A 25715-nucleotide genomic window follows, 5' to 3' on the forward strand; every position below is an offset into this window, starting at 1 on the left:
CGTACGGCTAATCTTTATACGTAAAGCGAAAGAAATACGTCAACCATACGCCGTTTTTTGAGTTACTCTAATTGACTAAAACACGTTTTAAATCTTTTATTTAGCAATATGCAACTCAATGCCGGCTGTGAGCTATCCTTTCAGGCACAAAACCCAACGCCTTTAGTGTTAATGCTTCGTCCACGCTCGGGTGCCGGACAGTGGATTATTCGGGAAGAATATCAGATTACCCCCGCCGTGAATGTGACGGAATTTACGGATATGTATGGCAATCTCTGCCAGCGGGTTGTGGCTCCGGAAGGGCCGTTTTCCATTCACTTTTCGGCAACTGTTCAAACCGCCGATCTGATTGACGTTTCACCGGGCGCTCCCCTCACACCCGTTGAGGATTTACCCGATGATGTACTACATTATACATTACCAAGCCGGTATTGTCAGTCCGATCAGTTAGGCAATTTGGCTGCCGAAATTACAACGGATAAAGAGCCTGGTTACGATCAGGCCGAAGCCATTCGAAAGTGGATTCACGAGAATATTAAGTACGAATACGGAACCAGCAATGCCAGTACATCAGCCATTGATACAGCCAATAGCCGGATTGGTGTTTGTCGCGATTTTACACATCTTGGCATTTCACTCTGTCGTTCATTGAATATTCCGGCCCGTATGGTTGTTGGCTATTTGTATCAACTTGATCCGATGGATCTCCATGCCTGGTTTGAAGCTTATGTAGATGGTCGATGGTTTACGTTCGACGCTACCCAGGCCCAACCCCGTGGTAACCGGATCACGGTGGCTTATGGGCGCGATGCAGCTGACGTGGCTTTTACAACACAGTTTGGCCCCATGCAGCTCAACGACATGAAGGTATGGGTCGATTCGGCCCTGAATGATGTAGAAGAGAGTGAAAAAAACGGTGATATGGTTGCAACTCCTTCAACTTCGTCGGGGTCTCTTATGGAAACAGACAAAAACTAATGAAGAAACAACTGCTGTTCTGCTCATTGATTGGTACCCTGACTGCCTGCCAGCATGAGGCCGACATTCAGCCAAACCCATCGTCGCTGGCAAGCGAAGTTGTTGGCACATACCGTACCAATTTCTACCTCGATCCTTCCTCCGTAGCTACGCCTGTTAACCAGCTACCCTACGCCGAGTTAAAGTCCGAGTCAGATAGCAGCGTTACCTTAATTTACACGAAACTATATCCAGCTAAATCCAGCCAGTCTATTGAGCACATCCTATTAGGGCGTCAGACAGATGGTATTCAGCTACGTGTTGCCGATTCGAGCATTGGTACGTTACAGACGGACCGTGTTTTTACAAACAACGGGATGGAAAAGCAAGGTAAACTTCTTCGCATAACGGTGCCAACCGATTCGCAAACTGTTCTGAATTTCGCTGGATTCAAATAAGAAGTCAGTCACAAAAAAGCGCGATACCGTTGGGCATCGCGCTTTTTTTATGGGATCTATTCCTGATACAACTATCGAACCGCAAATTCACCCGAACCAATACGGAACCCTTCCGAATAGAGTTCTATTGTGTATTTACCGGGTTTGTAAGGAATACCACGGGTATAAAGCAGTTCAACGTTTTGCCCGTTGCTGGTATAATTAACCGTCTGCTTGGTCGTATAAATGGTTTCGTTTCCGTCAACCGTAAACGTACCCGATCCATTAGCCATATCTGATACAACTGCACCCGATGGGTCAAGAACCCGGACAAAAACGTCTTTCGGTTCTTCTTTCGTCAGTGGGTTATCCAACAGCGTATAAACCAGTTTAATTTTATCCAGGCGCTTAGCTTTATACGAATCGTCGTCTTTTACTTTGCCCTTAGCATTGACCGCAAATACTTTTACATTCTGCGCTTTCAGAGCTGCCGCCCGGGTAACCTTAGTGCTGAGTTCCTGATTTTGTGACTGTACTTGCGACACAACTGTGGTTACTGAATCACGGAATTGCTGACCTTTTACTTTCAGGCCCGTATTTTCTTCGTCCAATGCTTTCACATTGGTAGCCAGCGTTACGTTTTCGCGCTGTAGGTTAGCAATAAGCGTGTCTTTTTCAACCAGGAACGCTTCGTACTGCTTGATTTTCGCGTCGTATTTCGCAATTGAGATACGGATACCTTTTTTCAAAGTTGCCTTATCACCTTCTAACTGCACTTTCATTTTTTCCAATTCCGACACATCGCCACCTAATTTTTGTACTTCAGCGATTTTAGCATCCAATGCCGTTGAAATCGAATCCAATTTAACACGAGTTGTAGATAGTTCTTCAACCCGTTCAGATATAGTCACTTCCTGATTTTCAGAAACTTTTTTCTGATCAAAATACAGATAACTCGACACCCCAGCCAAGCCTGTCATAATGATCAGGGCAGCCAGGAGAGCACCATTTGTTTTTGCCTTTGGCGAATTATTTTCCATTTCAAATTTTCAGTTTAAGATTAAACATGCACAAACTTGTAAAAAAAGCCGCTTTCGCGGTTGTGTAGAGGTTGTTACATCCGATATCGGTGTTGAACGAAAAAGTGAAATTCGACTACGAAAATTAGAATTTGCCCTCCGAACAATACTATCGGAACGCCAGCTTACAGCAACCTATTGTAACGCACAACTGATTGCACTTAAAAAAGGTTTTTTAATTACCCACCAGAAACCACAAAACTAGCCAATGATTATCAACAAGATAGACCGTAAAATAAATATTCCATTTAGAGCGTCATACGCTTAGCCATTCATAAGCTCCGATCAACTGATCTATAACAACCCAAACGTCAGTTGGTTAGTAGTTAAAACCCCCAAACAATGCCAGAACTTCCTGAGGTCGAAATTAGACGACACTATCTCGAAACTTCATCTCTTCACCAGCCAATCGCTCACATTGACGTTGAGGATAAGAAGCTACTCACAACTGATTATAGTACGCTATTAACTACACTGGTTGGTCGGCAATTTACCGGTACACGTCGGGTTGGGAAGAACCTGTTCGTGTTTACTGATACCTCTGATGTTATCGTTCATATGCACTTTGGTATGACCGGTGATTTAGAATACTACCATTCATCGATTGATCGGCCTCGGTTTGCCCGAATCGTATTTGAGTTCAACAACGGGTTTAATCTTGGCTTTTTGTGCCCACGCAAGTTTGAGCGAGTTGGCTTGGTCGATGATATAGACGCCTTCTTACGCCGAAAAAAAATTGGTCCAGACGGGCTTACTATTTCCCTGGAGGAATTAAATGAACGTGTACACCGGAAGAAAGCTCTTATAAAGCCCGTCCTCCTTGATCAGAGCATTGTAGCCGGTCTTGGTAACTGGATTGTAGATGAAGTTTTATTCCAGGCTTGCATTCATCCCGAGCAACGAGCCGATACGCTTACGAATAGACAGATGAGTCAACTTCATGCAGCAATTCACCTTGTGCTCAAAACGGCAATTCGCTATGAAGCTACGTACCGGGATTTTCCAAACAATTTTCTAATCCATGTGCGAGAGTGGGATGATTCTCCTTACGATGATGTCGAAGCTCATAAATTCTGCCCTCGCTGTGGCACCCGCATCGAACGTTCGGTAGTGGGTGGACGTACCACCTTCTTCTGCCCCAAGGAACAACTAATTTGGTGAACTTGTGAATAACTAATCTTGTTGATGTATTAAATGTATATACATTAATTATGTCAACACAACGAACAATTGCTGATATACGCACAGCCACGCCAAACAGTGTTGGTGATGGCTTCATAGGATTAAATGCATTTCATCCACAGGGATCACGCCCGTTCAATCCTTTCTTACTTCTGGATCATCACGGTCCAATGCAGGTGAAGCCATCAAACAAACCCAAAGGTGTTGATCAACACCCACACCGGGGATTTGAAACGGTAACAATTGTATATGAAGGTGCCCTCGAACATCGCGATTCGGCTGGAAATCATGGCAAACTCTTTGCCGGTGATGTGCAATGGATGACGGCCGCATCGGGAATCATTCATGAAGAAAAACATGAGAAGGAGTTTTCCCGTCAGGGAGGTCAGTTGGATTTTGTACAATTGTGGGTCAATCTGCCTGCTAAAGACAAAATGAGTCTACCGAACTACCAGGATATTTCAGCATCGAAAATTCCAACATCCGTATTACCGGGCAGAGGAAACCTACGTGTCATTGCGGGTGAATTAGCGGGCTTACAAGGTCCCGCCAGTACGTTTAGCCCCATTGTTGTAGCGGATTTAACGCTTACCGCTGGGCAATCAGAAACACTCACTATTCCCACTGACTACGCATTGATGATCTACGTATTAGGTGGTTCTGCCAGTCTTATCGGAGAGACTATTAATCGTGGACAACTTGCGCTTATGAATAACGATGGCGATGCGGTTACGCTCTCAACGTCTACAGACGCCAAAGTGCTTATTTTGGCAGGCGAGCCAATCCGGGAGCCATTAGCGGTGTATGGCCCTTTTGTAATGAATACTCGTGAAGAAATTCTGGAAGCATTCGAAGACTTTCAGAATGGAAAAATGGGTGTCTTGAAGTAATGGTCACTCATTGGCATTTGCTTACACATCATTATATAGACATTTATTGATTTTTCCTGTAAGTGACTTGTATTGACGCGCAAGCAAATGACGATAAATGACCATTTTTATAAATCCTTGATATTCCCAAAACCAATAACATCCCTGTAGATCGGGTTGTCGCGCAGTTCTGTTGCCCGAACCAGTTTGTCGGCACCAAACTTTGTTTTTAGATCGTAAAGAGTTTTTCGGAGCTTATTTTTCTGTATATCGTTACTGAATAAACTAAACGGAACCATATCGGCAGGAATGAATCGAAAAACAACTACAGACATACTTCGTAGGTGTTCGTTCAGAACTGGTTCACATGTATGGGCTACCTGAAATTTCTCCAATCGTTCCCGGATTATTCGATACAGTTCAGGGCCATCCTGCTTAGGATCGGGAAAATGCACTTCATAGTTGTAGGTTTTGCCGGTATGATATCGGCAGGAGAATGACATATCCTGACAAAAAATACCCTTTCGGACCATCCGCCGTTCCAGTGTCAAGCAAAGCGATTGCAGTAGTTCATCCAGACGTTCGGTCGTTTGTCGTTGCTCAGTAGAAATTGTTCGCATGGCCGACATACTTTTTAATTCATCATTCGTCGACAAATCAACTTCTCCGCCGAAATTAAGTCGCAGATGCCAATGCCAGCCAACAATACTTTTACAGACCGCCCGTAAATGATCAGGCGAGGCATAGCGCAAATCCAGTGGCGTATGAACACCCCCTGCCTGCAAGCGGGCGGCCATCCGATGGCCAATTCCGGGCAAATCGGTGAGGGTTAATGAACGTAGAACTTCGTCGATCGTTTCGGGGGTGATTACGGTTAGGCCATCAGGCTTTTGTATGTCAGAGGCTAATTTGGCCAGGAATACATTAGGAGCAATACCTATCGAGCAGCGCAGCCAATCCCCAACCTTCCCTTTAATAGCCTGTTTAATAGCCAACGCCACCTGCCGCATATCTTTATACACGAGTTGGTAGTTCGTTAAATCCACTACTGCTTCGTCAATACTTTTAGGCACCACATCATCCGAAAATGTTCGAAGTACCTCAACAATCTTGACGTGGTATTCCCGATACCGATTAGGGTGGGTTTCAACCGGAACAAGGTCTGGGCATAGCATAATGGCCTGATCTAAACGCATCCCCGTTTTTACTCCCTGCAATTTGGCTTCTACGGAAGGGGCAATCACGCAGCCATGACGTCCCGTATAAACACATACGCCAACTGGCCGGCCACGCAGCCAATAATTATCCTGTTGTTCGCAAGATGCAAAGAAACTGTTCATATCCACGAATAACATCGTTGGGTTTGTATGCGAACTAAGTCGATTCCGGTTCATCAATTTTTGGCTAAGAATGTGGCTTTTCGTATAGTCATTCGTCTGTATTTATAGTATATTTGCTGTAATACAAGCGCAATATATTTTACTTGTATTATACTATCAACTATCTATCTGCTAATGGCAGGAATTAGTTTAAAATAATTATTACTACTGTGACTATCCAGGACCGACTAAAGCAGGTTTTCGACGCCCTAGGCATTACTATTTATCAGATAGCCAAAGAGTTAGGCGAAAACCCATCGAAATTTTATAATATTCTGAACGGTCGGGCAAAACCCTCCTACGACACAATAATGAGCTTGCTGGCCTGTTACCCACAGATCAGCGCTGATTTCCTGATTCGTGGCATTACACCTGTTCTAAATCCACCCGAAGGAAACGCTCAGTTAATGCTGGTCAGTGACGACACAATCGAAGTTCCGTTTGTGCCAGTTAAGTTTTATGCCACATTTGTTGAGAGCTACTCTGATACAATTAGCCCAGCAGACACCGAGTCTTTTCGGGTGCGCAAACCGTTACTAAAAGGCCATAAAAACCCGGTTGTGCTGGAAATTTCGGGCAGTAGTATGAGCCCGCAACTAACGCATGGCGCCAAAGTATTGGCGGTCCCCATCAGTGAAAACAACTGGGAATACCAGTCAGGGGGAGTGTATGCCGTGATGTACAGGGATTATTTTGTGGTCAAGCGCATCCGCGATAATGAGCTGTTAACTCGCAAGTACCTTACGCTGCATTCCGATAATCCAAATGGTGGTAATGTAACGGTACCTCTACAGGACATTCGGGGACTGTGGAAAATAGTAGCGATTGTAGAAGCCCCCGTTGAATAAGTAATTAGTTAAATAGTCAAAATGGTCAGGAGTCGTCAGGCGTTGATAATCAATGCTTGACGGCTCCTGACCATCGTGGACCAATCTTAAACTCCATCCTGCTCCATCACCTCTTTTTGGTGCGCCCACATTTCCTGGAAAATTGGGCTACGCTGACGGAGGTCGGTGAAACTTCCCTCATCGACGATTCTGCCATCCTGCATAATATAAATATAGTCGAATAGGGGTAGCAGGTGAAGCCTGTGGAGGGTGGACACAATGGCTTTATCAGCAAACTCACGTAGGAGGCCCCGGTAAATTGCCAGCTCAGTTTTTGGATCTACACTGCTAGTTGGCTCATCCAAGAGAACAATATCGCTTGACCGGGCCGCCAATACACCCCTTGCTAATGCCAATCGTTGCCGTTGTCCGCCGGACAAATTCACGCCTTTTTCCTGAATATTCGTATCCAGACCGTTCGGAAGTTGCTTTACAACGTCTGTAAAGTGAGCAACCCGGCACACATCATTGACTTCCTCCTCACCAAACGGTAGACCGAGGGTGATGTTATACGCAATTGTATTCTCAAAAATTTCCGGCTCCTGCGGAAACAGGGTTACCGTATTGGCAACCGCATTCAGATCGGGAATAGGTTGTCCATCTACGCACACCGATAACCCCGACTCGGGTAAATACAAACCACGTAACAATGTTAGTAACGTACTTTTACCGGAGCCGCTTTCACCAATAAAGGCCACTCGCTTACCTCGGGCCAACTGAATCTGCAGATCAATCAAATTGGGTACTTTTTGTGTAGAGCTGCCCACACGTCCATGGGAAAAGTTGAGACCAGCAATATCGATAATACGCCAGTTTACAGGCAAGGTTTCATGTTCTGGACGCTCATGACGGGCATAGGCTTCACCAATACCACGTGCGGTCTGAACGTCGGTGTTGAACTGAACAATCTGCGTGTATTGCCAGGCAACATCATGAAACACACTCGTAAACTGATTGACATAACCCAATAAGGTTACCAGGCCGCCAATCAGAAATACCTGCCCCGGAACATAATGCTGATAGATATAACCTGAAGCTAGCGTAATATAAATTAAGGCAACCAGCAGCGAAGCAACGAACCATTTCCATTCGTTAATCTTCACCTGCCGCATAAACGGTGGAAAAACAAGCGCAACTTTACTAGCCAATGCCTGTTGAATTCGCTCCTCCAACCGTAGCGTGATCACAGTACTAATATTGGACAGGCTGTCGAACAGGGTTGACGAAACAATATGCTCCCGCTCGTTAGTTTCGTCCAGCGCTTTAATAAATGGCCTGTCGAAACGAAGAATTACCCAAATTGTTAGGGCGCCCAACGCCACCCCTACCAGCCCAAAAGCAGGGGAAAAATAGAGCATAGCACCGAACGAAAACACAAATTTTGATAGGGCCTGAAGGTAAATGAAGCCATCCTGAAAAAATGTTTTGAGTGCATCATACGCTTTTCGGATTCGATTGATGGTAGCCCCGCTATGGTGATCTTTATGCCAGCCAACCGGTAGATGCAAGGTCTGATGAAACAACTCATCCAGAAAATTACGGCTCAAATTAAACGCCAATCGCCGTTCCATAACCCGTGCTGGCCCATGAAACGCCCACTCCAGCAACTCTAATCCCATATAACCCCCCGCATACAACCAGACCAGTTGTAGAATAGCCGTTTCCTGCTGCTGAAGTTTGCCTATGAACCAGCCAAATAGCAAAGGACGCAAGGCCGCTACCACATTGGCCATGACAAACAGAAAATAGACTAGTATATATTGCCGTTTTTCCTGTCGGGCATACGTCCAGGCTGTTCGGAGTAAGGCTATGTATGGATTTTGCATGATTCCAAGTTACAGTCTCATTTTCTGAAACCTAGTTAACTAGTAGAATGGACAAAAAAGGCGAATAGTTTCTACGATATTCTTAGCCTATCCATTGGTTTTGTGGTTGACTTTCAGTAATTTTGCGTCCTGATTTACAAAAGGGTCATCTGCCTCTTGTAGTGACCCTTTCCTTTCGAGTTCAGAAAAACATAACTTTCAGTATAACAAGCTAATGGCTCGCGATTTAAATTTCACGAGAAACATCGGTATCGCTGCCCACATTGATGCGGGTAAGACGACCACAACCGAACGAATTCTCTATTACGCCGGGGTAAGCCACAAAATTGGTGAGGTACACGATGGTGCCGCAACGATGGACTGGATGGAACAGGAGCAAGAGCGGGGGATTACGATCACCTCGGCCGCTACGACTGTTGACTGGACCTACCGTGAACAAAAGTACCACATTAACATCATTGACACACCGGGGCACGTTGACTTCACCGTTGAAGTAAACCGTTCCTTACGTGTACTTGATGGGCTGGTGTTCCTGTTTAGTGCCGTTGACGGTGTTGAGCCTCAGTCGGAAACCAACTGGCGCTTAGCTAACAACTACAACGTAGCTCGTTTGGGCTTCGTGAATAAAATGGACCGCTCTGGTGCCGATTTCCTGAACGTGTGCAAGCAGGTGAAGGAAATGCTGGGTAGCTATGCGGTTCCTCTTCAGTTACCAATTGGTGAAGAAGAAAACTTCAAAGGTGTTGTTGACCTCGTTAACTTCCGCGGAATTCAGTGGAACGAAGACGATAAAGGGATGACCTTCCGTGAAGTTCCTATTCCGGCTGATATGCTGGATGAAGCAACCGAATGGCGTGAGAAACTTCTTGAAGCAGTTGCTGAATTCGACGATTCGCTGATGGAGAAGTATTTTGAAGATCCGGAATCTATTTCGGAAGACGAAATTCTGGCGGCTCTGCGTAAAGCAACCATCTCGATGAAAATCGTGCCGATGCTTTGCGGTTCGTCGTTCAAAAATAAGGGTGTGCAAACCATGCTCGACTATGTGATGGCGCTGTTGCCATCGCCAATGGACAAGGAAAGCATCAAAGGAACGAATCCAGAAACAGGTGAAGAGATTTCCCGGAAGCCTTCATCGACGGAACCATTTTCAGCACTTGCGTTCAAAATTGCTACTGATCCTTATGTAGGTCGTCTGTGCTTTGTTCGTTCGTATTCAGGTGTACTGGAGTCGGGTTCTTATATTCTGAACAACCGTTCGGGGAACAAAGAGCGTATTTCGCGGATTTTCCAAATGCACGCCAACAAGCAAAACCAGATTGAGCGTCTGGAAGCTGGTGACATCGGTGCCGTAGTTGGTTTTAAAGACATTAAAACCGGCGATACGCTGTCGGATGAGAAGCACCCAATCGTTCTGGAATCAATGGTATTCCCAGAGCCCGTTATTGGTTATGCAATCGAGCCTAAGAAATCAGCGGATCAGGATAACTTCTCGAAAGCAATTGGTAAACTGATTGAAGAAGATCCAACTCTTAAAGTTGAGTCGAACGAAGAAACTGGCCAGACCATTATCCGTGGTATGGGTGAGCTTCACCTCGAAATCATCATCGACCGGATGCGTCGTGAGTTCAAGGTAGAAGTAAACCAGGGTGCACCACAGGTAGCTTACAAAGAGAAGCTTACCAAAAATGTTGAACACCGCGAAGTTTATAAGAAACAAACGGGTGGTCGCGGTAAGTTTGCCGACATCGTATTTGAACTCGGACCTCGTTCCGAAGACGAAACTGGTGTTATCCAACCTGGTTTAGAGTTTGTTAATGGCATTGTTGGTGGTGTTATTCCTCGTGAATTTATTCCTGCCGTACAAAAAGGCTTTGACGAATCGCTGAAAAACGGTCCGTTGGCTGGCTTCCCACTCGAAAGCATGAAAGTCCGGTTGTTCCACGGTTCGTACCACGACGTTGACTCCGATTCGCTTTCGTTTGAAATGGCAGCTCGTTTAGGCTTCCGCGAAGCGGCTCGTCAGGCTGGTCCGAAACTGCTCGAACCAATCATGGCCGTTGAAGTATTGACTCCCGAAGAATACACAGGTCCAATCACAGGTGATTTGAACCGTCGTCGGGGTGTAATGAAAGGCATGGATACAAAAGCGGGATCACAAGTGATCAAGGCTGACGTTCCTCTTTCTGAACTGTTCGGTTACGTAACGGATCTGCGCACCATGTCGTCGGGTCGTGCTACGGCTAACCTGACGTTCGCACACTATGAGGTAGTACCCCAGAACATTTCAGATACGGTTGTAGCGAAAGAAAAAGGCGGAAAATAGTAATCGCCTAACAGAAATAGAGATTATTTGCAATGGACGCCCAGTATCTGGGCGTCCATTGCTTTTGTGTCCCTTGAACTTTAGAGATAGTTTCCCTAGTTTAGTAGCATATACATAAAATAAGATAGACATGAACGTGCAATATATATCTAATCGTAAAGGCAAGCGCACTGCCGTTGTACTTCCTATCAAAGAGTGGAATAAAATTAAAGCACAACTTGCCCTACCCGATGAGGATCGAGACGAGGACGGTCTGCCGTTAACCAAAGCCGCTTTGCTGGCAGATGTAAAAGAAGCGTTGGAGGAAGTAAAATTATATAAACAAGGAAAGGTTCAATTGCAATCAGCTCGTGACTTTCTCAAAGAATTAGAAGCTGGAGAATGAACTACGAAGTAATATTATCTGCACAGTTCAAACGAATCTTTAAGCGACTCTCTAAAAAATACAAATCTCTAAATATTGAACTTGAAAAGCTGATCGATTCACTTGAGGTAAGCCCAACACAAGGCACCTCTCTCGGTCAGAACTGTTATAAAATCCGGCTTGCTGTTCGTAGCAAAAGTACAGGAAAAAGTGGTGGGGCAAGGGTCATTACATACGTTGTTACCGCAGATGAACAAGTCATTTTGCTGACTATCTACGACAAGAAAGTCAAGGCGAATCTGAAATCGGGCGAATTAGACCAGTTGCTCAACGATCTTTGAAGTAATCCCCACAAAATCACAGCAATATCTTTTTATTTTGCCTAATTTCCCCTACCTTTGCACCCGCATTTATTCGCCCGACTGGAGTAAATGGTTCTTTCGGCGGGCACTTTTACCTAACGAACCAAAACACAATGAGCCAAAAAATTCGCATTAAGCTGAAATCGTTCGACCACATGCTGGTTGACAAGTCGGCAGAAAAAATCGTGAAAGCGGTTAAATCGACGGGTGCTATCGTAAGCGGTCCCATCCCCCTGCCAACCAACAAAGAAATCTACACGGTTCTTCGTTCGCCCCACGTGAACAAGAAAGCGCGGGAACAGTTCCAACTTTGCACCTACAAGCGGCTTGTGGATATCTACAGCAGCAGTGCAAAAACGGTTGATGCCCTGATGAAACTCGAATTGCCGAGTGGTGTTGATGTAGAAATCAAAGTCTAACGACTTCTTTCTTAAGGCTTGCAATGCCGCAAGTGCGAATCCTACAGGTTTCGGGCTTGCGGCATTTTCGTCTATAATCAATTCCCTTTCGTTTCGTTGAATTATACGTACAATCTGCCTGTTATTTTTGTATATTGTATGACAGGGCGACACGCCGTTCTGGGAGATTTTATCCGTTATGTTAAACGTCATTCAGCTACTGCCCGACTCAATAGCCAACCAGATTGCGGCTGGTGAGGTCGTGCAGCGGCCAGCCTCGGTGGTAAAAGAGTTGCTTGAAAACTCGGTCGATGCAAAAGCCAAATCGGTTCAGGTTATTATCCGTGAAGCGGGCCGCAACCTGATTCAGATTGTGGACGATGGCCTTGGTATGACTGAAACCGATGCCCGCATGAGCTTTGAGCGTCATGCCACGTCTAAAATTCGGTCGTCCGATGATTTATTCCGCATTCGTACAATGGGTTTCCGGGGTGAAGCACTGGCTTCTATTGCCGCCGTGGCCCAGGTTGAGATGCGTACACGCCGGGCCAGTGATGAGTTGGGGACATTGGTGCGGATAGAAGGCTCAGATATTAAGGCGCAGGAAGCCATTTCATGTTTGCCAGGGACAAACATTCTCATTAAAAATTTATTTTTCAACGTACCCGCCCGACGTAATTTCCTGAAATCGAACTCGGTGGAGATGCGTCATATTATCGACGAGTTTCAGCGCGTAGCGCTGGCTAACCCTGAGGTGGGTTTTTCGCTGTTCCATAACGATCAGGAAATTTATAACCTGCCAGCCGGAAAGCTTAGTCGACGAATTGTTGACATGTTTGGCAAAAGTTACCGGGAACAGTTGAACTTCTGCGAGGAGCAAACTCCCTACGTAACAGTACACGGCTACATAGGAAAGCCAGAATCGGCGAAGAAAGCGCGGAATGAGCAATTCTTTTTTGTCAATAATCGCTTTATAAAGCATAACTATCTGCACCACGCCGTTGTGGGTGCTTATGAAGGCACGCTCCCCGAAGGCAGTCACCCTTTTTATGTGCTGTTTATAGACATCGACCCATCGCACATCGACATTAACATACACCCCACTAAAACGGAGATAAAGTTCGATGACGAACGATCGGTTTACGCCATCATGATGGCTGCCGTCCGGAAAGCGGTCGGGGTATATAATTTATCACCTTCGCTTGATTTCGACTCTGATGTTAATTTCCTGGCAGGAGTGCGGCCTGATACGTCGAAATCGCAATCTGGGGGTACAGCTGTTCTTCAGCCAACCTCTAAAGTAAATGGCCCAGGTACGAGTTCAGCGCGCCCAATCACACCTTCGTGGGCGTCTGGAGCAGGCCAGCCCGCACTAGAACGCACTTCATTACGAACTGATGCCTTAGACAAAGCTGCTGGTAGCGGCTTCGATGTTCCTAAAAAACCGAACACAGACCGGCCATCGGTCAATAACTGGAAAACCTTGTATGAAGGTGTAGCTGGGACAGAAATTCCTGAGACTTCACTGGATCCTGGTGAAACAGGGGGCGACTGGTTGGGACCCTCTAAACAAACCACGGCATTACAGGACCAGCCTTCAGCTGAGAGCGAGCCCATTACAATGGGTAGTCGGGCCAATCAGCTACCAGTTGGTTTAGAATCATCTGAACAGGGGGTTCCCATGCTGGTTGAAGATGAAAATATTGTACAGGTGCAAAATCGTTACCTTTTGGCACCTATCAAGTCTGGAATACTGCTGATTGATCAACGTCGAGCTTATGAACGAATTTTGTACGATCAGTTTCACACTGCCCTAACCAAGCAGAATGGCGTTTCGCAACAATTATTATTCCCTAAAACGATTACGCTGGCTCCGGTCGATTTTCAATTAGCGCTCGAACTTCGTGAGGATTTGACCCATCTCGGGTTTGAATTCGACGAACTGGGGGCGAACACATTTGTGATTCGGGGTGTTCCAACCTTGACAATGGGCGAAAATGAAGAAGAACTTTTCGCTAATTTGCTCGCTCAATTGCGGGCCGATACTGGCCGGTTGAAGCTTGACAAGATCGAGTCGATGGCACGTTCTATGGCACGCCGGTCATCTATGCATCATATAGCCCGCCTGAGTGCTACTGAGTGTCGAGCCTTAGTAAATCAATTGTTCGCATCAACGAACCCTAGCTACACGCCAACCGGCGAACCAGTGACAGTTGTGCTTACGTTAGATAAAATTGCAGGACTTTTGCGCTGATTATTGCGTTAATCCGCCTAAATTAGTTGATATTAAGATGTTTAACCTTACTCCAGTAGTTCGCGTATTATTAATTATAAACGTAGTAGTCTTTCTGGTTACGAATGATGCGATTATTGACCAATTTGGCCTGCATTCGTTTCTGTCTGACAAATTCAATCCGATTCAGTTATTGACGCATATGTTCTTGCATGGTGGCTTTAACCACATTTTCAGTAACATGATTGGGTTAGTCGTTTTTGGACCATTGCTGGAGCAATTTTGGGGACCACGTCGATTTACGTTTTTTTACTTTTTTTGCGGTTTAGGTTCTGCATTATTATTCTCGGGCGTAAACTATTTTGAGATGCACGACGTATATGAATCCATTCAGACCTATCGTGCAAACCCTAGTTTTGAGAGCTTTTCGGCCTTCATTGACCAGCATGCTGGCTCCTATTATGACCGACTAGCCCCGTTTATGGAGCAGTTTAAACAGTTTCCAAAGGATAGTAAAACTATTGAGGCTAGTATAACCATTGCCAATCGAATTCTCACAAGTCAGGTCGATGAACCGATGGTAGGTGCTTCTGGTGCCGTTTTTGGCGTAATTATGGGTTTTGGCTTATTGTTTCCGAACACTGAGTTATTTTTATTGTTTCTACCTATACCGATTAAAGCAAAGTACCTCGTTATCTTTTACGGAGCCTTTGAACTTTACTCGGGAATTTATCGGGCACAAGCCGATAACGTTGCTCATTTCGCTCATATAGGCGGAATGTTATTTGCATTTATTCTCGTGAAATACTGGGGTTCCCAACGAAAAACGTTTTACTAGTGATGAGCGGCTTATTCGAGGATTTTCGGAGCGAATTCAATAAGCCCAACAATACGTTGGTGCAATTGATCTTGATCAATACGGTTGTTTTTCTGGTCTTGTTGCTGACGAAAGTCAGCCTGACAATGGCCGAGAAATTATTCGTATATGACTTTATACAGGAGCAGTTAATGCTCCCTGGTACATTGAGTGCATTTCTGCACAAACCCTGGACGCTGTTTACTTACTTTTTTACGCATGAAGAGATTTTTCATATTCTCTATAACATGCTGTTCTTGTACTGGTTCGGTCGGCTTATTGATGAATACTTGGGCAACCGAAGGCTCATTGGCCTATACATTATGGGAGGGATTGCGGGTGGATTGCTCTTCCTGGCTATGTATAATTTGGTACCCTATTTCCGGAATCAGGAAATTACTCCCCCTATGCTGGGTGCATCCGCAGCGGCCTTTTCGGTAGCTGTAGGGGCAGCTACATTGCTACCTAATTATACCTTCCATTTGCTCTTCTTTGGCCCAGTTCGTATCAAATACATTGTCTTCTTCTTTATTGTCCTTTCGGTTGCGCAATCCGCAGGGACGAATGCAGGAGGGAATCTGGCACACTTAGGTGGCGCATTAATGGGATTTTTCTACGTTAAGTTGCTGCAAAATGGTACAGACCTGGGTCGCCCGATTTACTGGATAGCCGATGGATGGAGTAATTTACTCAAACCAAAACCAGCCGTTAAGGTGTCCTATCGCCAACGAAGTAATGCCAGTACACAGGCAAGTTCGTATGTCTCATCAACAGGCACAGCGTCGTCCATATCAACACCCGACCAGGATGAAGTTGATACAATCCTGGATAAAATTTCACGATCTGGTTACGAAAGCCTAACCCGCGAAGAGAAGCAAAAGCTTTTTCGGGCCAGTCAGCGAAATTAAAAGAAGCAAAGAGGTACTGAGTTGTCCTCAAAAACGATGACTCGTTATGTAGTATAATTCAATTGAAACTATTTCTTTTTAAAATCTAAGCCTTTGTTGCCGACGTATATATACAGAGGCACAGAGGCTTAGATTTTTTATAGTTGTTAAAAAAACTGTAGCTTCGTTGTTTCAATACAATGGGCAAACCACCAACAGAACAATCTATTCTGGACGTGTGTTGTTGTAAGACAGACGTTTATCTGCTATCACCATGCTGATTACCCCTGGCAGTCTTTTAGCCACAATTAATACTCCCAACGACCTTCGTAAACTCGATAAATCCCGCTTACCTCAGGTTGCCGATGAACTCCGTCAGTTTATTATCGACGATGTTTCGGTTTATGGTGGCCATTTTGGAGCTAGTCTGGGGGTAGTTGAACTAACCGTTGCGCTTCATTACGTTTTTAATACCCCTGACGATCAACTAATTTGGGATGTAGGCCACCAGGCTTATGGACACAAAATTCTGACAGGCCGCCGGGAGCGTTTTCATACAAATCGGTTCTACAAAGGCCTTTCAGGCTTTCCGAAGCGGAAAGAAAGTCCTTACGACTCCTTTGGTGTAGGCCATTCGTCTACGTCTATTTCGGCCGCTTTAGGCATGGCTGTGGCCTCACAGTTGCAGGGGAATTTTCAGCGAAATCACATTGCAGTTATTGGTGATGGCGCTTTAACCGCTGGCGAAGCCTTTGAAGGCATGAATCATGCTGGCGCAACGGATAGCAATTTGCTCATTGTGCTGAATGACAATTGCATGAGCATCGACCCCAATGTGGGCGCGCTGCGCGAATATCTCACCGACATTACAACCTCGCAAACCTATAATAAGGTTAAAGACGAAGTCTGGAATTTGCTCGGCAAAATGGATAAGCTGGGTAAAACAGCGCAGGAGTTAGTTTCGCAGGTACAGTCGGGAATTAAAAGTTCGTTACTGGAACAGAGTAATTTGTTCGAGTCATTGCACCTACGTTATTTTGGCCCGATTGATGGTCACGATATTGATCATCTGGTGAGTGTGCTGGCCGACCTTAAGAATATTCCAGGCCCCAAATTATTGCATATCCTGACCGTAAAAGGAAAAGGGTATGCCCCTGCCGAAAAAGACCAGACCAAGTGGCATGCACCCGGTTTGTTTGATAAAGTGACGGGGGTTATCCAAAAGAAAGTATACGACACACCTCAGCCGCCCAAATACCAGGACGTATTCGGAAACACGTTAGTCGAATTAGCGGAGCAAAACTCACGTATCGTGGGTGTAACGCCAGCTATGCCTTCGGGTTCCTCGATGAATATCATGATGAAGGCCATGCCAAAGCGGGCCTTCGATGTAGGTATTGCCGAACAGCATGCCGTAACGTTCTCGGCGGGGATGGCTACGCAGGGTGAAGTTGTCTTCTGTAATATTTACTCGACGTTCATGCAGCGGGCCTACGATCAGGTTATTCACGACGTCTGCATCCAGGAACTGCCTGTAATTTTTTGCCTAGATCGGGCTGGTTTTGCCGGGGCTGATGGACCAACCCATCACGGAGCCTACGATCTGGCCTATATGCGCTGCATCCCAAATATGATTGTAGCAGCTCCCATGAATGAGCAGGAGTTGCGAAACATGATGTTCACGGCCCAGTCTGATGAAGTACAGCAGGGAAAACAGGCCTTTACAATCCGGTATCCACGGGGCGAAGGCGTGATGCCTAACTGGCGTACTCCCCTCGAAAAACAAACTATTGGTAAAGGCCGACTAATTAGCGATGGCGAAGACGTTGCTATTCTGACCATTGGTCATATTGGCAATTATGCCATTCAGGCCACAGAGATGCTGGCGAAAGAAGGTATCCGACCTGCCCATTTTGATATGCGTTACGTAAAGCCGCTGGACGAAGAGATGCTTCATCAGATTTTTAGTCGTTTCAACCGCGTTCTAACGGTTGAAGATGGCTGTATAATGGGCGGTTTCGGTAGTGCGGTACTGGAGTTTATGGCCAATCATGGCTATATGGCCCGAGTTAAACGATTAGGTATTCCTGATGCTGTTATCGAACATGGTGAGCAAATCGAGCTTCATCATGAGTGCGGCTTTGATCCGCAAGGTATTGCCGATGCCGTTCGGGAGTTACTATTTACCGGCAAGACCATAGCCGTATAAAATTCTATTTTCGACAGGATTACCGGATTAACAGAAAATTATTTCACTCTGTTAATCCGGTAATCCTGTCTATTTTTTTTGCGTATATGAAAGTTTTCAAATTTGGTGGAGCCTCCGTAAAAGATGCAGATGGTGTTCGTAATCTGGCCGAAATTGTTCGGACGCAGGGTCAGGATGTTCTGGTCGTTGTATCGGCGATGGGCAAAACCACCAATGCACTTGAGGACCTTGTTCGCGCCTATGTGAATCAACAAGCAAACAATGTTCACACTGGATTGGCCACTATAAAAGCGTATCACAAACAAGTTATCAGTGATCTAGCCCTAACAGGGGAGTTTAGTCCGGTTTATGAGACATTCGCTCAACTGGAATCCTATTTGTCGCAAAAACCCAATGGCTCATACGACGAGATCTATGATCAGATCGTTTCATTAGGTGAAGTGTTGTCTACCCAGATTATAGCTGCCTATCTACAGCAACGTGCTATTACAGCCCAGTGGCTGGATGCTCGGCAGTTGGTCTGTACCGATACAACCTTTCGTGAAGGCCGAGTTGACTGGGAGGAAACCAGCCTGCGTATTAACCAGAACGTACCTGAAACTGGCGTCAAAATAACCCAGGGATTCGTTGGACAAACACAGGCGAATCGGACAACTACGCTCGGCCGCGACGGGTCTGACTACTCGGCAGCCATCTTTGCCTATTGCCTCAATGCCGACAGTGTTACGATCTGGAAAGATGTACCGGGTGTGCTCAATGCCGACCCACGCTGGTTTGATGAAACGATACTATTAGACAAATTAACCTATCAGGATGCTATTGAACTAGCCTACTATGGTGCTACTGTTATTCATCCTAAAACGATTAAACCTCTGCAAAACAAGGGCATCCCTTTATATGTACGGTCGTTTTTAAAGCCGGATGCACCCGGAACCGTTATTGGCAATTTCGAGCAACACCTATCGACACCCTCATTTATTTTTAAGGTCAATCAGGTCCTGATCTCACTTCGCCCAAACGATTTTTCGTTTATCGCCGAAGATAATCTAAGCCGAATTTTTGGCCGTTTTGCCCAGGCTGGGGTGAAAATCAACCTGATGCAGAATACAGCGATCAGCTTTTCGGTCGTTGTCGATAATAATCCTGACCGGGTACCTGCCCTATTGACCCTATTAAAGCAAGATTTTCGGGTTAGTTATAACGATAGTCTGGAGTTAATTACGATTCGTTATTACGATCAGGGCACCATCGACCGTGTTCTGGTCAACAAAAGATTATTACTAGAGCAGAAAAGCCGCTATACCGTGCAACTCGTTGTCAAAGATTTGGGGTAAATACTTCCTTTATAAAGCCTGAAATAATAAGCCACTACGTTCTATTTAACTGACCATCAGCTTACTTAATACATCATTCCATTTTTCTATTCATAAGTCCTCTTTTAGGAAACTGGTTAATCTAACCTGGGAATTTTATAGAATTTCCAGGTTAGCAGCTACTATAGGGTTTTCCCTAAATTTATATAAAGTTGGGTTTTCACTATTCTCTAAGCCGTATCATTAGTCCTATTTTTGCTAAACAAAATTCTATTTACCAGAAGCGTAAGCACGAGGATTGAGGGTAAACCAACAGGGGAAGCAAGCCAGCAATGTTCCCACGCTACTTATAAAATCAAGTAAATGATACGAGTACTTATAGCAGATGACCATAATGTCTTTGTTGAAGGCATCGAGTCACTTATTTCGGGCGCTCCGGATATTAAGGTGACCGAACGGTGCTATACGGTTCAGTCAGTTATTGAGCGCTTAAATCAGACAACAATTGATGTGGTTCTGCTGGACATTTCGTTCCCGCAAATTGAAGACGGGCTTAATCTGTGTGAACATATAACCCGCCTGTACCCAAAGACAAAAGTGGTTGCGCTAACCATGCACGACGATGCCAGTCTCATTAAACGAGTCGTAAAAAAAGGGGCCAGAGGTTATTTACTAAAGAACACAACCAAGGTTGAGCTACTCCAGGCGATCCAGACGGTTCACCATGAGAAGCAGTATTTCAACGATACCATTACGCATATTCTGTTAAACGATGGGCCTAAGACCCGAAAATCGACCGCTGGGTCAGGCATAAAACCAAACCTGACACCCCGCGAATCGGAAGTGTTGACGCTCATTGCGCAGGGACTGACAACCCAACAAATGGCAACTCAGCTATTTGTTAGCGCTAAAGCCGTTGAATTTCACCGGAGTAGTTTGCTGATGAAGTTCGGGGTTCCCAATACCGCTTTGCTGATTAAGACGGCTATGGAAATGCACTATATTGATTGACGTTGTGCCCTTTACCCTGATGAAACCCAATTCTACGTCTTCTGTACTCTCCTCCTGGTGGATCATAACCCTCTTGCTCCTTGGGCTAGCTGGCGGGTTCCAGCCGGTTAGGGCTGGGTCGGAATCGGCGTCGATTGATAGCTTGAAAAGGCAGATCAAACAGTTGGTTCAGGATAAGAAATATGGACTGGCGGCAAAATCGTATGAGCATTTAGGCTGGCTATACCATCAGCAGTACGGCTATAACAAATACACCATGGATTCGTACTTCAGCGGATTGAAGTATTACAACCTGATTGGTGATTCGCTGGGTTATTACAACGAGCATATCGTTATCGGCGATTATTACACGCATGATTATTTCATGCAGCCCTATGCCGAGAAATATTTGCGGAAAGCACAACAGTATTTTGAGCGAACCCACAATATGCCCAAGGTTATCGAATGTCGCCTGGGATTTGCGAACATCGCTCAAAAAAGAGAACCTATACCCAGTGATTTGCTAACTCAGTTGCGCAAAACTGAGCAATTAAGCGCCCAATACAAGCAAACGTATTCGCAGGCTTACGCCCTGAATCTACTAGCAAACACCTATTCGCGGGTCAAACAACCGGATTCTGCGGAGTATTTTGTAGCGAAAAGTTTGACGATGTCTCGTCAATTAAAGATTAACTGGCTGATTGCGTTGAATCACTTTTACCTCGGCATTGTCAACCAGTTCAGAAATCAGTCAACGGCAGCGATTGAGGAATACCAGAAGAGCTTCGTCATCGCTGAATCGGAGCATAACCTGTCTATGCTACGGGAATTATCCAAGCATATGGCCGATAGCTATTCGCGAATGGATGATCACAAAAATGCATACGTGTGGTCACTCAAAGCCCTTGATTTTACGAACCAGTTTTACTCATCGGAGCAGACCAAAAGCATTCGTCTCCAGGAATTGGACAGTCAGATCAAAACGTTGGCGGTCGAAAAGCAACTGATTGAAGAACAAAGTCGAAATCAGCATGTGCTCAACTCCATGCTGGCCATTGGATTGCTTATCAGCATATTAGGCGTAGGCGCTTTAATATTCTTGCGTCGTCAGCAAAAGTTGATCGCGCATCAGGAAACAGTCATTGCGCAACAGCAGATTCGGCAGTTAGAATTGAAATCGCTGCGGGCGATGATCGAAGGTCAGGAGGGCGAACGAAGCCGAATTGCCCGCGACCTGCACGATGGGTTGGGTATCCAACTATCCCGAATTAAGTTGTTTGTGGAAGCGCATCAGGAGCAGTTACCCTTATCGGTGAAAGAACCGTTGAACCAGTTTCTGGATGAAGCCTGTACGGAGACACGGCTAATTTCCAACGATTTACGCCCCTATGCGCTATCTACATTTGGCCTCATTCCGTCTATGGAAGATCTGGTCCAGAAATTAAATCTGGTCAACCAGACAAAACTGATTCTGGAACATTATGGCGAAGTTCCAGATCTGGGTGATGAAGCTTCCGTCATGATTTATCGGGTTGTGCAGGAGCTACTCAACAATGCACTAAAACATGCTGATGCTCAAACCGTTACCATCCAGATAATGACCAGCGACGAAACCACCCTGATTAGTGTAGATGACGATGGGCGGGGGTATAACTTCGACAGTAAACCGTTACAAGGCAATGGTATCGCCAATATTCAATCACGTATCGCTTATCTGGGCGGGCAGGTTATATGGCAGAGTGAAGCCGGAAAAGGCACCTCCGTCATGATTTCACTGCCCATGCAGAAATTGCTGAAATCCGCGTCCGTTTCCGCTTAATAGCCAGTACACCTGACTAAAAAATCAGCCAGCAGTTACAATAAAATCAGAATTATCTACTAAGTCTATTGTTTAAGTTAACTCTTAATTTTTTCCTCATGATTAAACATGTGCTTTCGGGGGCCTTCGTCCTGAGCAGTTGGATAGTTGTCCACGCACAGGAGCGAGCCATTACCAGTACAGCTACGGAGAAGAACCCGCCTGCACTGGCAACCATAAAAGCGGCCAGACCTATTCTTAACACGCCATCAGATACCAAAGCCCTGATAAAGGGAGTCGTATCCGATGAAAAAGGAAACACACTTCCAGGCGCAACGGTATCGGTGAAGGGCACGCAACTGGGAACTACCACCGATGTGAACGGGCGGTTCTCGATCAATATGCCTGCGGACGCCAAAGTACTGGTTATTTCCTTTATCGGGATGAAAACGCAGGAAATTGAAGTTGGCTCGCGAACGAATCTGAACATCACCCTCCAAACGGGCGATCAATCGCTGGACGAAGTTGTCGTTATCGGCTATGGTACAGCCAAGCGTTCGGATGTTACGTCGTCGATTACGACCGTGAAAGCGGCTGATTTGAAAGATATTCCAGCGGCCGGTATCGATCAATTACTTCAGGGGAAAGCAGCCGGTGTTACTGTGACCAGCAATGGCGGACAACCCGGCGGTGGCGTATCGGTCAAAGTTCGCGGGGTTACGTCCATCAACAGCAACGACCCCCTATTTGTAATCGACGGTGTGCCGTTTGTAGGCGGAAATACCTCGAATAGCACCGGCTACGCGGGTTTGGGTGGTGGCGATGGGCAGACCGGCAACAGCGTAATGGCCATGCTGAACCCTAATGACATTGAAAGCATCGATGTGTTGAAAGATGCCTCAGCACAAGCCATTTACGGATCACAAGCGGCTAACGGTGTCATTTTGATCACGACGAAAAAAGGAAAATCGGGCGAAGGCAAGATCAACTACGAAACCTACACGGGCGTTTCGGAAGTGGCCCGGCGATTGAACCTGATGAAGTTGCCCGATTTTGCCCGTTACCAGAACGAAGTCCTGCCTATTATCGGGAATCCGGTAGCCGATGAGTTCAAAAACCCCGATTTGCTGGGCAATGGTACCGACTGGCAGGAGGCTATGTTTCAGCACGGAACGATCAGTAACCATCAGCTGAGTTTTTCGGGCGGTAAAGACCGAACCACCTACTATCTGTCGCTGAATTACTTCGACAACAAAGGGATTCTATTGGGTTCCGATTTTAAACGATATGCGTCCCGCTTCAGTCTCGACACCCAATTGAAAAGCTGGGCCAAAGTGGGTATCAGTGCCAACGTGTCGCGCAGTATCCAGAACGTATCCTTGGCCGATGCCGCCGAAGGAACCATCTGGTGGGGTGCTTCAACCAGCCCATTAACGCCCGTAAAAAATATTGATGGTACCTGGGGTGGTGGCCAAACAGTAGGTGGCGTGCAGTACTACGGATCAAACCTGGTCGGGAACAGCCAGTACCGGGGCAATACCAAAACCTCGAACAACGTGTTTGGTAGCCTTTACGCTGAATTGCAGTTTACCAAAGACCTGTCGTTACGGAACGAACTTTCCTACTCCCTAGGGCAGGACAACAACATTGCGTATCAGAAAGCTGGCAATGTGGGCAGCACATCGTTCCGGAGCAAACTGATCGATTCCCGTTCGGATAGCTACTATTGGTCGCTCACCAACTACCTGAGTTATACAAAAAACCTCCGAAAACACGGTATTCAGGCAACAGTTGGACATCAGGTACAAAACTCCTACTACCAATCTATTTCGGGAAGCAAAGTGGATTTGCAGGCCAATATTTTTGACCTCAACACCGGTAGCGCCGACCAGACCACCTGGGGCCTGAGTGGTGGCAAGGGCCAATGGGCGATGGAGTCGTATTTTGCCCGTGCCAACTATACCTACGATGATCGGTACTCGCTGTCGGCTAGTTTCCGGACGGATGGTTCGTCGAATTTCGGGCCAAACAACCGGTGGGGTTCGTTCCCTGGTGTATCGGCAGGCTGGACAATCTCGAACGAGAAATTCATGAAAGGACCTATTGCCACGGTTCTGAGCTATGCCAAACTGCGGGTAGGCTATGGGGTGGTTGGTAATCAGAACTTCCCCGGCGGTGCCCCTAACCCCGCATACGTTGGAGCCGTGCAATTCTTCTCCGGTCCGGTTGGTTTCGGCTCCTCAAACATGATCAATGGCATTCCGAACCCGAACCTGAAATGGGAGTCGGTAAAAACGACCAACGCCGGGGTTGATTTGGGCTTCTTCAACGGGCGGATCGATGCAACGATTGATGTCTACAAAAAAGTTACGTCCGACATGATCATCTTCCTCACCGGCCCCAACCTGATTGGCGTTGGCGACCAGTGGGATGATTTGAAAGCCCCTCTGGGTAATGCCGGTCAAATGACCAATACAGGTGTTGATATTGGCCTGACGACCACCAACATCAAAAAAGGCAACTTTAGCTGGAAGACGAACGTCGTATTTACGCAATTCACCAACCGTTATGACAAAGCAGCCAGTGCTGCCTCGGCCCTGGATGGCAAAGTGTATTACAACAACTACCTGATCACGCACACCACGCCCGGCAACGCGGTTGGTTCGTTCTGGGGACTAAAAACAGATGGGTTGTTCCGTACGCAGGCCGAACTGGACGCCAGCCTTCCTCAATTTGGCTATAAGGTGAACCAGACCGAAACCTGGCTGGGTGATGTTCGCTTCAAGGACATCAACGGCGACGGCAAAATCGACGCGCAGGACTACACCTTTATTGGCAGTCCATTACCGAAATTCACCTGGGGCTTTACCAACACGCTCAACTACGGCGACTTCGATTTCTCGTTGTTCCTGCAAGGGAGCCAGGGGGCCAAAGCGTTTAACTTCCTGCGCTGGCAATTGGAGGGTTTGAATAATGCCTATACCAACCAGCTACAAACGGTAACGGATCGCTATACCGAAGCCAACCCGAACGGCTCACTGCCGCGATTTACCAACACCAACAAGAACAACACCGCCATGTCGGACCGCTACGTGGAGGATGCTTCTTACTGGCGTATTCAGAACATTACGCTGGGCTACCGACTACCTAAAACGTTGCTCAGCAAGGTGAAGGTATCGAACCTACGGATTTACGGGACGATTCAGAACCTGAAGACCTTCACGAACTACTCTGGCTACGACCCCGAAATCGGCGCGTTCAACAACAGCATTAAGCTGATGAATGTAGACACCGGCCACTATCCGAACCCACGTACGTTCACCGTAGGCGCCAATCTGCAATTCTAAAATTATTGAGTGAATA

General features: G+C 46.2%; 20 protein-coding genes. 17 read left to right on the forward strand and 3 right to left on the reverse strand.

The window, feature by feature from the left end:
- The first annotated feature begins 108 nt into the window (after positions 1–108).
- Both EXU85_RS34270 and EXU85_RS34275 read left to right on the forward strand, forming a co-directional pair.
- Positions 109–978: a transglutaminase family protein gene (locus EXU85_RS34270; protein ID WP_142776389.1), complete on the forward strand. Its 870-nt coding sequence runs from the start codon at positions 109–111 to the stop codon at positions 976–978.
- On the forward strand, positions 978–1415 hold the full coding sequence (locus tag EXU85_RS34275; RefSeq protein ID WP_142776390.1) for a hypothetical protein: 438 nt from the start codon (positions 978–980) through the stop codon (positions 1413–1415). Before EXU85_RS34270 ends, EXU85_RS34275 begins: the two co-directional genes overlap by 1 nt.
- A 71-nt stretch (positions 1416–1486) precedes the next feature.
- Here EXU85_RS34275 and EXU85_RS34280 read toward each other — a convergent pair whose 3' ends face one another.
- Entirely contained in the window at positions 1487–2434 is a 948-nt protein-coding gene (locus tag EXU85_RS34280; protein WP_142776391.1) for a hypothetical protein, read from the reverse strand.
- Between the two features lie 381 nt (positions 2435–2815).
- Here EXU85_RS34280 and EXU85_RS34285 point away from each other — a divergent pair, with 381 nt between their 5' ends.
- Complete coding sequence (locus EXU85_RS34285) at positions 2816–3634, forward strand: Fpg/Nei family DNA glycosylase (protein WP_142776392.1); 819 nt, start codon at positions 2816–2818, stop codon at positions 3632–3634.
- Between the two features lie 50 nt (positions 3635–3684).
- The gene (locus EXU85_RS34290) at positions 3685–4545 is read left to right on the forward strand and encodes a pirin family protein (protein WP_142776393.1); all 861 of its coding nucleotides are present in this window, start codon (positions 3685–3687) and stop codon (positions 4543–4545) included.
- A 107-nt stretch (positions 4546–4652) separates the two neighbouring features.
- Here EXU85_RS34290 and EXU85_RS34295 read toward each other — a convergent pair whose 3' ends face one another.
- Positions 4653–5918 (reverse strand): DNA polymerase IV, encoded by a 1266-nt coding sequence (locus tag EXU85_RS34295; protein ID WP_142776394.1) that lies wholly within the window; start codon positions 5916–5918, stop codon positions 4653–4655.
- A 143-nt stretch (positions 5919–6061) separates the two neighbouring features.
- Between EXU85_RS34295 and EXU85_RS34300 the strand changes: the two genes are divergently transcribed.
- On the forward strand, positions 6062–6751 hold the full coding sequence (locus EXU85_RS34300) for a LexA family transcriptional regulator (protein WP_142776395.1): 690 nt from the start codon (positions 6062–6064) through the stop codon (positions 6749–6751).
- An 86-nt stretch (positions 6752–6837) separates the two neighbouring features.
- Here the strand turns inward: EXU85_RS34300 and EXU85_RS34305 are convergent, their stop codons facing one another.
- A complete protein-coding gene (locus tag EXU85_RS34305) occupies positions 6838–8616 on the reverse strand; it encodes an ABC transporter ATP-binding protein (RefSeq protein WP_142776396.1) in 1779 nt (592 codons plus the stop codon).
- 214 nt (positions 8617–8830) lie between these two features.
- Between EXU85_RS34305 and fusA the strand changes: the two genes are divergently transcribed.
- From fusA to EXU85_RS34365, 12 genes are all read left to right on the forward strand, one after another.
- Positions 8831–10942, forward strand: a complete 2112-nt coding sequence (gene fusA / locus EXU85_RS34310; protein WP_142776397.1) for an elongation factor G — start codon at positions 8831–8833, stop codon at positions 10940–10942.
- A gap of 130 nt (positions 10943–11072) precedes the next feature.
- Positions 11073–11327 carry a hypothetical protein gene (locus tag EXU85_RS34315; RefSeq protein WP_142776398.1) on the forward strand — a complete coding sequence of 85 codons (255 nt, stop codon included), beginning with the start codon at positions 11073–11075 and terminating at the stop codon, positions 11325–11327.
- Entirely contained in the window at positions 11324–11647 is a 324-nt protein-coding gene (locus EXU85_RS34320) for a type II toxin-antitoxin system RelE/ParE family toxin (protein WP_142776399.1), read from the forward strand. Before EXU85_RS34315 ends, EXU85_RS34320 begins: the two co-directional genes overlap by 4 nt.
- Positions 11648–11781: 134 nt before the next feature.
- Complete coding sequence (rpsJ, locus tag EXU85_RS34325; RefSeq protein WP_012930032.1) at positions 11782–12087, forward strand: 30S ribosomal protein S10; 306 nt, start codon at positions 11782–11784, stop codon at positions 12085–12087.
- A gap of 178 nt (positions 12088–12265) precedes the next feature.
- Positions 12266–14320 carry a DNA mismatch repair endonuclease MutL gene (gene mutL, locus EXU85_RS34330; RefSeq protein ID WP_142776400.1) on the forward strand — a complete coding sequence of 685 codons (2055 nt, stop codon included), beginning with the start codon at positions 12266–12268 and terminating at the stop codon, positions 14318–14320.
- A gap of 37 nt (positions 14321–14357) precedes the next feature.
- Positions 14358–15137 (forward strand): rhomboid family intramembrane serine protease, encoded by a 780-nt coding sequence (locus EXU85_RS34335; RefSeq protein ID WP_142776401.1) that lies wholly within the window; start codon positions 14358–14360, stop codon positions 15135–15137.
- 2 nt (positions 15138–15139) lie between these two features.
- Entirely contained in the window at positions 15140–16063 is a 924-nt protein-coding gene (locus EXU85_RS34340) for a rhomboid family intramembrane serine protease (RefSeq protein WP_142776402.1), read from the forward strand.
- 253 nt (positions 16064–16316) lie between these two features.
- Positions 16317–18251, forward strand: coding sequence for a 1-deoxy-D-xylulose-5-phosphate synthase (dxs, locus tag EXU85_RS34345; RefSeq protein WP_142776403.1), 1935 nt, complete (start codon positions 16317–16319; stop codon positions 18249–18251).
- Between the two features lie 86 nt (positions 18252–18337).
- The gene (locus tag EXU85_RS34350) at positions 18338–19585 is read left to right on the forward strand and encodes an aspartate kinase (RefSeq protein WP_142776404.1); all 1248 of its coding nucleotides are present in this window, start codon (positions 18338–18340) and stop codon (positions 19583–19585) included.
- Between the two features lie 342 nt (positions 19586–19927).
- Positions 19928–20575 carry a response regulator transcription factor gene (locus tag EXU85_RS34355; RefSeq protein WP_142776405.1) on the forward strand — a complete coding sequence of 216 codons (648 nt, stop codon included), beginning with the start codon at positions 19928–19930 and terminating at the stop codon, positions 20573–20575.
- Positions 20576–20594: 19 nt separating this feature from the next.
- The gene (locus EXU85_RS34360) at positions 20595–22373 is read left to right on the forward strand and encodes a sensor histidine kinase (protein ID WP_142776406.1); all 1779 of its coding nucleotides are present in this window, start codon (positions 20595–20597) and stop codon (positions 22371–22373) included.
- A 98-nt stretch (positions 22374–22471) separates the two neighbouring features.
- Complete coding sequence (locus EXU85_RS34365) at positions 22472–25699, forward strand: TonB-dependent receptor (protein WP_142776407.1); 3228 nt, start codon at positions 22472–22474, stop codon at positions 25697–25699.
- Positions 25700–25715: the final 16 nt, after the last annotated feature.

This window comes from Spirosoma sp. KCTC 42546, assembly GCF_006965485.1.
In the GTDB taxonomy this organism is placed as follows: Bacteria; Bacteroidota; Bacteroidia; order Cytophagales; family Spirosomataceae; genus Spirosoma.